Annotated in this window: 7 protein-coding genes, 1 tRNA gene and 1 pseudogene; 7 read left to right on the top strand and 2 right to left on the bottom strand. The window is 56.3% G+C overall.

Translation table 11 applies throughout. From position 1 onward, the window contains the following. Window positions 1-8: 8 nt before the first annotated feature. Window positions 9-932 (bottom strand): archaetidylserine decarboxylase, encoded by a 924-nt coding sequence (gene asd, locus DZE2538_RS17285; protein ID WP_038916872.1) that lies wholly within the window; start codon window positions 930-932, stop codon window positions 9-11. Window positions 933-1,002: 70 nt separating this feature from the next. Further along, window positions 1,003-2,052 carry a small ribosomal subunit biogenesis GTPase RsgA gene (gene rsgA, locus DZE2538_RS17280; RefSeq protein ID WP_038914691.1) on the bottom strand — a complete coding sequence of 350 codons (1,050 nt, stop codon included), beginning with the start codon at window positions 2,050-2,052 and terminating at the stop codon, window positions 1,003-1,005. A 146-nt stretch (window positions 2,053-2,198) separates the two neighbouring features. Here rsgA and orn point away from each other — a divergent pair, with 146 nt between their 5' ends. From orn to DZE2538_RS21320, 7 genes and pseudogenes are all read left to right on the top strand, one after another. Next, entirely contained in the window at window positions 2,199-2,741 is a 543-nt protein-coding gene (gene orn, locus DZE2538_RS17275; protein ID WP_019843278.1) for an oligoribonuclease, read from the top strand. A gap of 146 nt (window positions 2,742-2,887) precedes the next feature. Then, window positions 2,888-2,963: transfer RNA gene (locus DZE2538_RS17270), tRNA-Gly, on the top strand. A gap of 296 nt (window positions 2,964-3,259) precedes the next feature. Next, on the top strand, window positions 3,260-4,063 hold the full coding sequence (locus DZE2538_RS17265) for an efflux RND transporter periplasmic adaptor subunit (RefSeq protein WP_023640848.1): 804 nt from the start codon (window positions 3,260-3,262) through the stop codon (window positions 4,061-4,063). Further along, a complete protein-coding gene (locus DZE2538_RS17260; RefSeq protein WP_038916871.1) occupies window positions 4,060-5,379 on the top strand; it encodes an efflux RND transporter periplasmic adaptor subunit in 1,320 nt (439 codons plus the stop codon). Before DZE2538_RS17265 ends, DZE2538_RS17260 begins: the two co-directional genes overlap by 4 nt. Further along, window positions 5,376-7,499: an HlyD family efflux transporter periplasmic adaptor subunit gene (locus DZE2538_RS17255; protein ID WP_038916870.1), complete on the top strand. Its 2,124-nt coding sequence runs from the start codon at window positions 5,376-5,378 to the stop codon at window positions 7,497-7,499. The genes DZE2538_RS17260 and DZE2538_RS17255 overlap by 4 nt, the downstream gene beginning before the upstream one ends. A gap of 283 nt (window positions 7,500-7,782) precedes the next feature. Next, a complete protein-coding gene (locus tag DZE2538_RS17250) occupies window positions 7,783-8,697 on the top strand; it encodes a phage tail protein (protein ID WP_038916869.1) in 915 nt (304 codons plus the stop codon). Between the two features lie 250 nt (window positions 8,698-8,947). Next, window positions 8,948-13,745 (top strand): annotated as a pseudogene (locus DZE2538_RS21320) (DUF4347 domain-containing protein); the annotation flags it as partial.

Here is a 13,745-nt window from a genome sequence, read left to right as displayed (position 1 = left end):
TGATGGGGTCAGGGGGTGGTATCGGTTGTATCGCTGTCGTTGGCCGCACTCATGCGTGCCCGTACACTCTCATCCAACGCTTCGGCCATGGCTTCCCCCATACGGGTAATGCTCTGGCTGGCCAGTCCGGGCATTAACTCTACACGACCTTTCGCGAACAGGTTAATGACCGTGGAGCCGAGTTTGAAACGGCCCATTTCGTCGCCTTTTTCCAGAATAACCGCGTCTTCGCCTTCCAGCGGATAGGCCCAACGTTTGATGATGCCTTCACGCGGCGGCGTAACCACACCCGCCCACACCGTTTCGATACTGCCGACGATGGTCGCGCCCACCAGTATCTGCACCATGGGGCCGAATGGCGTATCGAACAGGCAGATCACCCGCTCGTTGCGGGCAAACAGGTTCGGCACGTTGGCAGCGGTCAGTGGGTTAACGGAAAACAGGTCACCCGGCACGTAGATCATGTCGCGCAAAATACCGTCACACGGCATATGCACGCGGTGGTAATCACGCGGTGAGAGATAAGTTGTGACGAACACGCCATCGCGAAACAGGTCAGCGAGAATGACGTTACCGGCCAACAGCGCTTCCAGCGAATAGTTGTGCTGTTTGGCTTGCAAGACCTGAAGATCGTCAATGGTGCCCAACTGAGAAATGGCGCCATCGGCAGGGAATACTAACCGGTTCGCCAGCGGGTCAACCGGACGGATCCCCGGTTTTAGCGGGCGCACAAAAAAGTCGTTGAACGTACGGTAGGATGCGGCCTTGGGTTGCTGCGCTTCCTGCATATTGACCTTGTAGATGCGCGCAAACAGTTCAATCACCAGTCTGGTAAGCAGGCCAGCCTGGCGGTTGGCTCCCCAACCGGCCAGCTGCGTCAGCCAGACCTTCGGGAGCAGATGTTGTAGAGCAATCTTGATTCTGTCCAGCACAGTGAGCCTCGTCGTTTTCTAAGGGTACGCCGTAAAAAGGGGCGCATTGTAGCGGTGGATACGATAAATGTCAGTTATCCGAAGCAGAAAAGGATTTACGCGTTTTTACCTGCGCCATGCTCTCCAGAATGCGGTGGTAGTTATCAAAACGCTCAGCGGCTATCTCACCTCGCTCCAGCGCGGCGCGGATGGCGCAGCCAGGGTCGGTATCGTGTTTGCAGTCACGGAATTTACAACTGCCCAGATAGTCGCGAAACTCGATAAAACCCCGTGTGACCTGCTCAGGCTCCAGATGCCACAGGCCGAATTCGCGTACGCCCGGTGAATCGATAACGTCGCCGCCGTGGGGGAAGTGGTACAACCGTGCGGCGGTGGTGGTGTGCTGGCCAAGCCCTGAAGCATCGGACACATCGTTGACCAGAATTTTGGCGTCATCAGGGTAGAGTAACGCATTGAGCAGGCTCGACTTGCCGACGCCGGACTGCCCGGCAAAGATACTGACTCGGCCGGTCAACGCGGCTTCCAGTTCGGCGATGCCCTGTTGGGTGTGGCTGGACAGCATCAGCACCCGGTAGTGCAGGTTGCGATAGATATCCATCACCTCTTCTACGAACGCCCGGCCTTCGTCATCCAGCAAGTCGGTTTTGTTGAGCACGATCAGCGGCTCGACTTCCAGCGTTTCACAGGCCACCAGATAGCGGTCGATAATATTGAGTGACAGCTCCGGCAAGATGGCGGAGACAATCACAATCTGGTCGATGTTAGCGGCGATCGGTTTGATACCGTCATAGTAATCCGGCCGGGTCAACACCGACTGACGTGGGTGTACCGCTTCGACAATACCGCTGATGCCAGCCAACGTTTCATTACCGGCGCGCCAGACGACCCGGTCACCGGTGACCAGTGAGGGGATAGTACGGCGAAGATTACAGCGGTGCACCTCGCCATCCGGCGCTTCCACATCGGCATGCATGCCAAAGCGGCTGATAATGATGCCTTCCTGCGGTTCGCCCAATTGGTTGTCATCCCACTCGACCTTGCTGTCGGCATGCTTCAGGCGGCGCTGATGGTTGGCGCTAACCCGCCGTTGCTGACCTTTTGACAGTTTCTTTTTACTCACGCAGTCTCTCTTGGTTCGGCGCTTATCGCCGGTGGCGATGGAAGCGACTATAATACACGCTATTTTATTTTAATTAACCGCCGCCGGGCCTGTCAGCCTGCTGGCGGTGAAACTTTCAATAGCAAGGGCGACACGGGAACGCGACGATGGTAAATGAAAACAACCTGATCTGGATCGATTTGGAAATGACGGGGCTGGATCCTGAACGGGATCGGATCATCGAGATCGCAACACTGGTGACCGACGCTAACCTGAACGTGCTGGCAGAAGGCCCGACGCTGGCGGTGCATCAGCCTGATAGCCAGCTGGCGCTGATGGATGACTGGAACGTGCGTACCCATACCGCCAGCGGGTTGGTGGAGCGAGTGAAAGCCAGTCGCGTTGACGAAGACGCGGCGCAGCGGGAAACCATTGCCTTCCTGCAACAGTGGGTACCGGCGGGCAAATCGCCGATTTGCGGCAACAGCATCGGGCAGGATCGTCGTTTCCTGTTCCGCTACATGCCGGAACTGGAAGCCTACTTCCACTACCGCTATCTGGATGTCAGTACGCTCAAGGAACTGGCGCGCCGCTGGAAACCCGAGATTCTGGCGGGCTTTAAAAAGCGCAATACTCACCAGGCGCTGGACGATATCCGTGAATCGGTCGCGGAACTGGCGTACTACCGCGAGCACTTTATTCAGTTGTAACGGTTGGCTGTCGCGGAGATTTTCAGCGTATTGCTGATTTTGTCGGCACTTGCACACAATTTTTTGTCAGGGGGGTTGCGGGAGAGAAAGTTTCTCGTATAATGCGCTCCCCGTAACGACAGTAAATTACGTTACGTCACACCCCTGCGGGAATAGCTCAGTTGGTAGAGCACGACCTTGCCAAGGTCGGGGTCGCGAGTTCGAGTCTCGTTTCCCGCTCCAAATTCAGTTGTGCAGATGAATGTCTGCATAATGCAGAAAGCCACCGAAAGGTGGTTTTTTTGTGCCTGCGGTTTGGTGCTCGCTAATCATATTGCTTGTGCTCTGTCGTCTGGCGATTACGTCGTTGTTGATCCTCTCAGCAAATTCATAACCTGATTCTATCTCTCATCGCATTCCCGTTTCTGCTGATTGACTATACTTGCCAAAATAACCAGGGCTAATCGGTGAAAATTCAGGGGCTTGTTCTTGATGTCTTCTGATGGGTACACATCTTTGCGCAACCAAGGCAGGTTAGTGTGAACAATTTCAATCACGCCGTTTTCCGTCGGGCGCTTGGGCTGATGGCGGTTTGTGCTCTGGCTTATCATGTGCAGGCGCAGGCTGATGACCCGCTATTGATTAATCCGGCTCATCCAAATCAGATGGCGGCATCGTCGGACAATCAGGCGCGTGGAATAGTGGTGGCGGTGGATCAGGCGACCATTTCCAGCGACCTGGCCGGACGCATTGTGGAGATGCCGTTCAGAGAAGGGGAGTCGTTTAAAAAAGGCGATCTGCTGGCGCGTTTTGATTGCGCTATCTATCAGGCGCAATTGTCGGCATCGCAGGCGGCGATGCGGGCGGCGGAAGCAGAACTGAGCCAGAACCAGCAACTGGCGGAGCTCAAATCGGTGGGCAGACACGCTGTAGCTTTATCTGCCGCTCGTCTGGCGCAGGCGCAGGCAGAAAGTCAGGTCTACCAGATTCAGGTCAACCGTTGCCGCATTCTGGCACCGTTTGACGGCCAGGTGGTCAGGCGTCGTGCGCAGGCGTATGAAAGCGTAGCGCCGGGGGCGCCAGTGCTGGATATCGTCAACAATCGCCATCTGGAAATTAACCTGCTGGTGCCATCTCGTTGGTTGCCCATACTCAAGTCCGGCCTGGCCTTCACCTTTACGCCAGATGAAACCGGCACGCCGTTACAAGCCCGCGTTGCCCGACTAGGTGCACGCATTGATGAAAGCAGCCAGACACTTAGCCTGACGGGGGTGATTGAAACCAAAGACGCCGCGCTGATGGCTGGGATGAGCGGCACGGCACATTTTCCGGAGAAACCGTGAGTACTACGCCCCCCGTTTCCGGCGAACGCATCTTCGCCCGTTTTCTCGATATCGAACGTCAGGCGCGTTCGGCTGACACGGTCGACGAGCTGGCGTATTGCATCGTCAATGACAGCCAGACGTTGTTTGGCTTTCGTCATGCCGCGTTGGTGATCAACGGCACGGTGCGAGCGGTGACCGGCGTGACCCAGCCTGCGCCCCATGCCCCTTTTGTGGCGTTTGTTGAACGCGCCTGCACGCAACTGCTGCGAGAACCGCAATACGAGCAGTGTGTGGTGGTGGAAGCGACAGCGTTAGATGATCAAAGCCGTAACGACTGGCTGGCGTTATCGGTGCCCGAAGTGCTGTGGGCACCGCTGAAAGACAGGCAAGGGCGTTTGTTTGGCGGCATCTGGTATGCCCGTGAGCAGCCCTGGCAGCCCGCCGAGCAATTGCTGTCGGAACAACTGGCCCATGCGTTCAGCCACGCCTGGCTGGCGCTGGAGCCGCAACCGGTCTGGCGGCGCACGCGCTGGCGCTGGAAACTGGCTATCCCGCTTTTGGTTGTGGTGGGGTGTCTGTTTATTCCGGTGCGGCAGTCGGTGCTGGCACCAGCCGAAGTGATCCCGCTTAACGGGCGTGTGGTCGCCGCACCGCTGGATGGGGTGATTCAGGCGTTTGCCGTTCAACCTAATCAGAATGTGCGAAAAGGCGATGTGCTGGTGCGTATCGACGATACCACACTGAAAGCGCAGGCGGATGTGGCTGAAAGATCGTTGAACGTGGCGGAAGCGGAGTACCGTGCCAGCTCGCAACGCGCTTTTCAGGATGCTGACTCCAAAGCCCGGCTGGATTTTCTTGCCGCGCAGGTGGCGCAGAAGCGTGCCGAGCGCGATTATGCCAACGCGTTGCTGAGCCGTACCGAGATTCGGGCGGAGCGGGATGGTATCGCGGTATTTGCCGATGCCGAACGCTGGACCGGTAAACCGGTCCGCACCGGCGAACGGCTGATGGATTTGGCCGACCCGGCTTCCGTCTCCTTGCGTATTGAGCTGGATGTCGGCGATGCGATCCGGCTGGCGCCGGATGCGCCGATCACCTTGTTTCTTGATAGCGATCCGATAACGCCGCATGGCGCACTGCTGGATCGTATTGCGTATGAATCGGAACTGACCCCGTCGGGCAACCTGGCTTACCGGCTGGATGCGCGTTTCACCGGTGAGCCGCCGCGCATTGGGCTGCGTGGTACGGCGAAAATTTCTGGTGAATATGTACCGCTGGCAGTGTATCTGTTCCGACGGCCACTCGCCGTTTTACGTCAGTCGGTTGGATTATGACCCGTAGCGGAACGGGGCAGCTTTTGCCCGCGCTGAGAACAGATTTGCAATTGGTGGAGTCGGCGACCGGTCTCGATGGCGCACCGCAATGGGTGCTGGCCGACCCGGTGACCGGACGTTATTTCACACTAACACCTTCGGCAATACGTCTGTTACGGCACTGGTCGTTGCGTCATCCCCAATCGGTGTTGGAGGCGGCTAACCGTGAGCCGGGCTTGCCGTTGCAGAGCCGCGAGCTGGAGCAGTTATTGCGGTTTCTGCGTAATTACGACTTGATAGCCGCCAGTGACCCGGTGCAACGACAAGGGTATGCCATCAAAGCAGCGGCATGGCGTGTCAGCCTGTGGAAAACCCTTCTACATCAATATTTGTTTTTCCGCATTCCGCTATGGCGCCCTGATCCGGTGCTCAACCGTTGCTGGCCCTGGCTGCAACGTTACGGCCTGCTATTTTTGCGGGTGGTGTTACCGTTAATACTGCTACTGGGGGGCTTTCTGGTGAGCCGTGACTGGGTGCGTTATACCCACTCGTTTCCTCACTTGTTCAGCCTGCAAGGGGCCGCGGCCTTTGGTGTCGCATTGGTCTTCGCCAAGTTTATCCACGAACTGGGGCATGCTTTCATGGCTAAGCGTGCCGGTTGCCGGGTGCAGACCATGGGCGTGGCGTTTATCGTGCTGTTCCCGTTGTTTTATACCGATGTCAGTGATGCCTGGAAACTGAAAGAGCAGCGCGCCCGATTATTGATTAGCGCAGGCGGTATTCTGGCGGAACTGATGCTGGCTGGTGTTGCGTTACTGGCCTGGGCGCTGTTACCGGATGGTCCATTGCGTACTGCGGCCTTCATGCTCTCCAGCGCCACCTGGATAACAACGCTGGTGGTTAACCTCAACCCGCTGATGCGTTTTGACGGGTACTTTTTGCTGAGCGATTTCTGGCGGGTGGAAAACCTGCAGGAGCGCGCCTATGCCCTGTGCCGATGGCGGCTGCGCGAGGCGTTGTTTGGTTATGGTCATCCGGCACCGCATACCTGGTCGCCATCGATGCAGCGCAAGCTGTTGATATGGGGTTATGCCTCGTGGGTATGGCGCTTTTTTCTGTTTTTCGGCATTGCGCTGATGGTGTACCACTTTTTCATTAAGGTGGTTGGTATTGTGTTGATGTCGGTGGAAATTGGCTGGTTTATCGCGCTTCCGGTGGTGAAGGAGGCCCGTATCTGGTGGTCCATGCGTAAGAATGCTCATCCCGTTAACCTGTTGCGTTCAGGGTTAATTGTGGCGGCGGTATTAGTACTGCTGCTGTTTCCCTGGCGCGGCAGCATCCGTATTCCCGCTGTGCTGGAGGCAGAAAATGTCAGCGCGCTGTATGCCCCTATTCCTGCGCAGGTCAAAGCGCTGTATGTCGCTGACGGTCAGCAGGTGCAAGCCGGTGAAAAACTGCTGGATCTCACCTCGTCCGATTTGGACTACCGCATCAATATCGAACGTCAACAAATTGCCATTTTGCAACAGCAGCGGCAGCGGGGAGCCGGGCGTCAGGAAACTGCCAGTGAAACCCAGGTGCTTGATCGCCAGCTGGCGGAATCATTGGCCCGCTATCGGGGGCTGGATGCGCAACGCCAGCGTTTGTCTCTCACCGCGCCGCAGGCAGGCCAGGTGAGGGATGTGGTGCGAGATATGACGGAAGGCCGTTGGCTGACGTCGGATATGCCATTGCTGCGTGTGGTCGGGCTGGGGGCTGGCAAAGTGCAGGGGTATTTACCCGACGACACGCTAAAACGCGCGAAAGTGGGGATGCAAGGCTATTTTATCGCCGATGACCCCGCGTATCCCCGCCTGGTCGTACAACTGAAAGAGATTGCGCCCACCGGTACCGCCTGGTTACAGCAGGAAATGCTGGCGTCGGATCGCCACGGCCCGATCGCTGTGCGTCGCGACCGCGACCACAATCCTCAACCCGTGCAGGCGCAGTACCGTGTACGTTTCGCGGTGCAGGAGGGGCAATTCTCGCCACCGCAACAGCCGTTACGGGGCAGCGTGATGCTGGAAGGGGAAACAGAATCCATTCTTGGCGCGGTGTGGCGTCGGATTGCTGCATTGGGTATCCGGGAAAGCGGATTTTGACACGTTGAAAGTAAAACCTGTCGATAGTGATAAATGTATTATTCGGTTAATTCTATTAAATAGTTTTTTATGTGACGCTATAAGAAATAATTTATTCTGCCAGCGGAAAATCTCTCCCACCTGGACTATGTTCTTATTGTGGTTGGGTTTCTAACCACATCACCGTTTTACGACATGACATCCTGATTGCCCCGCCCTCTGGGGGTTACAACAATATGATTAAAATTATCAGATGCGCTTCACTATGCGGTGAGGCCGCCATCTGCCTAAGGAGAGATGTGTAATGAAGCGAGTTCAGCGTTTGCTTATCAAATCAGTTCTTGCTGGCGCATTAGGTTTTGCCATGCTTCCGACGTCAGCAAATGCGTGTGCTTACGAGCCTTATTTGGGTTCCGTTTGTTACATGGCGAGCAATTATTGCCCAGAGTCCTACTTGCCTGCCGATGGTCGAACGCTGAACGTATCTCAAAATCAGGCGCTCTATGCAGTGATTGGCAACCTTTACGGTGGTAGCGCGCCTAATACCTTCGCGTTGCCTGATTTGCGGGGAAGGACGGCGATAGGTACTGGTCCACTGAATGGTTCTGTTCCAGTTTATAGTTCTGGGCAGAAAGTCGGGCAGGAAGGTTCAACGGTTATTGCGTCTACATCAGTCACGCTGGCTGCTCCTCAGGTACCACCGCATACTCACCCCGCCACCCTGACGTTGAATGGGACTGCCGGTACGACGCCTGTGGCCAGCGGTTCCGTTTCGTTGGCGCTTTCTGGCAGTATCACCAACCTGCCTTTTAGCGCCGTAGCCAGTCTTCCTGTCACCGGTATCGCCAAAATTGGTTCGTCCACCACCACCGCGCGTAGCGCTAACCTGACCGATAAAGCCTTGTTGACCACGGTTGTTGGGCCGGCGGCCCAAATCTACGCCCCTTCTGGCACCAACGATCGGCAGGTGGGGCCGGATGGCGGCGTGACGGGTACCGCGAGTGGCTCGGTCAGTGGTACGGCTAATGGCGGGCAGTTGTCGGGAACGGCGTCTGGCAATGTCAGTCTGCCGTTAACCGCTGCCGTTTCGGTGGGGCCGAATGCGACGGCTCCTGCTCCGGTAGTCATTCAAGTGCCCGTACCGTTGCCGGTGCGCGATCCGTCGTTAGCGTTGACAGCCTGTATCGCGGTGAATGGTATTTATCCGGTTCGCCCTTGATGTGACGGCTTTCACAAGGAAAGCAGGTAACCTGCTTTCCTTTTGAGTAGATGGCAACGCGTTGCTAAAGTAATACATACAAAAATACAAATTGAAAAAAAGTACCTTGCTTGCAAGGTGGATATCGATGACATCCTTCTTGTAAATCCCAACTGTCATTCCCGATTTAAATGGTTATGTTTTTATTATTTAACGGTTTTTTAATTATAACCTTTTTGTGAGCAGTTATTTCTGGTGTCGGGGTGTTTTTATGTTATGGCGTCATTTGTTTCGTAAGAAAAGCAGCCATCCGGCTTGCTCTGTTGAACCGGTTTCCGACATCCCGATAGGGTATGCACTGGAAGCCCGTATGTTATTTGATGGCGCGATTGTCGCTACGGCCGAGCAAACCACAGAAACGCAAACGACGACTTCGCAAACAACAACCACGCAAACCGCCTCGGCTGATACAGCAACTCAGTCCGACAATAGCCACGCCGATGGCACAACCGATCAATCCGATACCTCTTCTCAACATACCAGCACGCAGAGCGCCACGGCTGATAGTCACGATGTGGCAGCCGTAGCGACGGGGGCAACGGCCCACAAAGAAGTGGTGTTTATCGATACCTCAGTGGCGGATTACCAGACCTTGGTTGACCAGGTGCCTGCCGGAACGGAAGTCGTATTGCTAGACAGCAGCAAAGACGGACTGACCCAGATGGTGGAATGGGCGCAAACACACAGCGGCTATGATGCGATCCATATCATCAGCCATGGCAGTGAAGGGCAGGTTTCGCTGGGGACGCTGACGTTAAATACGACGACGGCAGCGTCACGCTCTGCTGATTTAGCGACGCTGGGTTCCGCGTTGACGGAAGATGGGGATCTGTTGCTGTACGGATGTGATATCGGTGCCACGGGTAGCGGCGCGTTTCTGCAATTGCTGCATGATACAACAGGCGCTGACATTGCGGCTTCCAACGATAACACCGGTGCTGCTGCGCTAGGCGGCGACTGGGTACTCGAAACCTCCGTGGGCGATATTCAGGCCCATTCCCTGAGTGTATCCGATTACTCACATTTGCTCTCAACGGTGACATTTGTCGACGGTTCGCAAGAAGATAGCGATGCGAATAGTAATAACATGTTCGTGCGCACTATCGACGGGGCGAGTTTCACGTTTAAAGCAGGCTCAACGATCACAGGAAAGAACGCGAGTTATCTCGATATTCAGGAAGATACAAACCCTAATTATCAGACCTCTGGTGGTGGGATCGGCCCGGGGATCTATTCGCTATCTGACCGTAATGGCGGCAGTGGTATAGATTTCGAGATCTCGGTACAAAGTGGCTATACCTTTGATGTGACGGGATTCGAAACGCAGCTTCGAACCGGCACCGTGACGATTTATTATGTTAAAGATGGCGTTACCAGTTCTTTCTCTCTTACTCCTGGCGCGGATGCATTTCATACCTACAGTGGCTTAACCACGCTGAATGATGTCACGTCGGTGGTATTTACCTCAGAAGACTATGGCCTTTTTCAAAACATCATTATCACCGATGTTAAAACTGCTGCGCCAAAAGACTCGACCTCCACGCTGACTGCGGGTGCTGCCAGCGAGGCGACCACGTTTTCTACCACGGCGACGTCAGTGGGCAGCGCGACGTCACTGATGGATTTCACGATTACGGATACCGGTGCGTCGGACGGGGTAGCCACGACCGTCAGCGCGTTATACGCCAACGTCAGTGGAAGCGCGACATCATCAGAATTGAGCAAGATGACCTTTCTGCTCAGTGGGCCTGATGCCACTAACGTCGCGGGTACATACGACAGCAGCACCGGGCGAGTCACGTTTTCCGGGCTGAATGTGTCGATTGCTGATGGCGGTAGCGAAACTTACACCATTAAGGCGTATTACAACGACAACACCAGTAGTAATGACATTACCGATCACCACACGGTGGTACTGTCTATCAATGCCAGTAATGTGACCACCGGGTCGGGAAGCTCCACCTTTGCGGGTGCCCAGAGCAGCGTGACCAACGGTAGCGGTGCCAGCATTGATGTGGCGGCAACCCAACTGATTTACAGTCAGTCGCCATCCACCTCAGTGGTCAGTGGTATTAATTTCACTACTCAGCCGGTGGTGTACGCGGTTGACGCTCGAGGCAATATCGACACCGATTTCAATGGCTCGGTAACGCTAAGCGAAAATGGCAGCGGCTCGCTGACCGGTACCACTCAGGTGACCGCTTCAAACGGTATTGCTACCTTTAGCGGTGTGAAGTACACCTCGGCCAGCGATGCTGACGCTAACTTCGTGCTGACGGCGGCATCTGCTAGCCTGGCCAGCGTCACATCCGCATCGATCAATCCGGATGTGGTAGCGACACGACTGGTTTTTTCCACCCAGCCAGTCCCCACAACGATTCAGAACGGACAAAGCACCAGTTTTACCACGGTACCTGTCGTTCAGGCGGTCGATGCGAATGGCATGGTGGATCAGGATTACACCACCAATATCGTGCTCTCGGTGACTGACCCTAACGACAGTGTCGTCGATGGTACCGTCAATAGCCTGACGGTCACCTCGGGCGATAATGATGGCAGCGCTACGACGGTAACATTAACGCCGTCTGGCGGTATCGCCACCTACACGGGACTCATCATTCAGTACACCAACAGCGGCAGTTCCAATACGCTGGCGCTACGTGCCACATCAGGCGGCCTGACGGCGATTAACAGTTCGTCGATAACCTCAACCACCAACACCGCCCCCGTATTCAGCAACCTGAACGGCGGAGCCACCTATACCGAAAATGGCAGCGCGGTGGTGATAGACAATGATGTCACGGTCGCAGATACCGAGCTGAATAACCAAGGCAACTATAACGGTGCGTCTATTTCAATCGCCCGTAACGGTGGGGCGAACAGTGTCGATACCTTCGGCAATAGTGGGCTGCTGGGGACGCTGACTCAAGGGCAAAACTTCACCTATAACGGTACGGCGGTGGGCAGTGTCACAACGAATTCCTCCGGCACGCTGACGCTGACGTTCAATAGCAATGCAACGTCGGCGATAGTGAATGCGGTACTGCAATCCCTGACCTATGCCAACACTTCTGACGACCCACCGGCCAGTGTGACGCTCAACTGGACCTTTAATGACGGTTCGCTCAACAGCACGGGTACCAATCAGGCGGTGCTGAGTATCACGCCGGTCAACGACTCACCAACGCTATCCAGTGGTGCGACGGTCACCCTGACTTCCACGACGGAAGACGTTACCTCGTCGTCCACGACAGTGTCGTCGTTGCTGAGTTCTGCTGGCTACGCGGATGTGGACAGTGGTTCTGTGAGCGGTATTGCGCTGACGGCACTGACCGGCAACGGAACGTGGCAATACTCGACGGACAGCGGGACTAACTGGTTTAGCGTCGGTACGGTATCCAGCTCGTCGGCGCTGCTGCTCAGTTCGACGGCACGAGTCCGCTACGTGCCGGACAGCGTTAACGGCGAAACCGCTACCTTCAGTTTCAGAGCCTGGGATCAGACCAGTGGTACAGCAACAACGGGGGCGACCAAGGGGCTGGCGGATACCTCGACCACGGGCGGCAGCAGTGCGTTCTCTACCAATAGCGCGCACGCGTCACTGTCGGTGAGCGACGTCAACGATGCGCCGACGTTAGTCCAGTGGCACGACGGTGACGTTGACCACCACGACGGAAGACGTTGCATCATCGTCCACGACGGTATCGTCGTTGCTGAGCTCTGCTGGCTACGCCGATGTGGACAGTGGTGCTGTGAGCGGTATCGCGCTGACGGCGCTGACCGGCAACGGAACGTGGCAATACTCGACGGACAGCGGGACCAACTGGTTCAGCGTCGGTACGGTATCCAGCTCGTCGGCGTTGCTGCTCAGTGCGACGGCGCAAATTCGCTACATGCCAGACAGCGCCAATGGCGAAACCGCCACCTTCAGTTTCAGAGCCTGGGATCAAACCAGCGGTACGGCAACCAACGGTGCCACCAAAGGGCTGGCGAATGCCTCGACCTCCGGCGGTAGCAGTGCGTTCTCCGCCAACAGTGCACAGGCATCACTGACGGTGAGCAGCGTTAACGATGCGCCAACGTTATCCAGCGGCGTGACGGTCACCCTGACATCAACGACGGAAGATGTGACATCGTCTGCTACTACCGTCTCGTCGTTGCTCAGCAATGCGGGTTATGGGGATGTCGACAGTGGGGCGTCCAGCGGCATTGCGATTACGGCGACGGCAGGGAACGGTGGCTGGCAGTATTCCACGGATAGTGGCGCGAACTGGTTTTCTATCGGGACGGTATCAGGCTCATCGGCATTGCTGTTAGGGTCGACGGCGCAGGTTCGCTATGTGCCGGACAGCGCCAACGGTGAAACCGCAACCCTGAGTTTCCGCGCGTGGGATCACACCAGCGGTATCGCGACGACGGGGAGCAGCAAAGGCCTGGCGGATACCTCGACCACTGGCGGCAGCAGTGCGTTCTCTACCAATAGTGCGCAGGCATCGCTGGTGGTAACCAGCGTGAATGACGCTCCTACCGTGGGGAGCCCGGTCAGTATCCAAAGCGCCACCAAAGACACGGCGTTCAGTTTCACCGTGCCTGGCGGTACCTTTGTCGATGTGGATAGCGGCGGTACCTTGACGCTGAGCGCGACACAGTCGGATGGCTCGGCACTGCCGACCTGGTTGAGCTTTAACCCGTCCACCCGTACCTTCTCCGGCACGCCGGGCCACAGTGATGTCGGCAACCTGACGATCCGGATAACCGCGACGGATGGCAGTAATGCATCGGTCAGCACCACCTTCGGGCTGACGGTGAATAACAGTAATCTCCCGCCGGTGGTGTCCAACCCGGTTACCGATCAGTCCATCGCACAAAATGGCAGCTTCAACTTCACTGTTCCTGGGGGGACTTTCACCGACCCGGATACCGGCGACACGCTGACGCTGAGTGCGACTCAGGCAGATGGCTCGGCACTGCCGGGTTGGCTGAGCTTTAACCCGGCTACCCGCACCTTC

The sequence above is a fragment of the Dickeya zeae NCPPB 2538 genome (assembly GCF_000406165.1).
Taxonomy (GTDB): Bacteria; Pseudomonadota; Gammaproteobacteria; order Enterobacterales; family Enterobacteriaceae; genus Dickeya; species Dickeya zeae.
The sequence above is the reverse complement of the archived record's forward strand: the minus strand, read 5'-3'. Positions and strand labels throughout refer to the sequence as shown.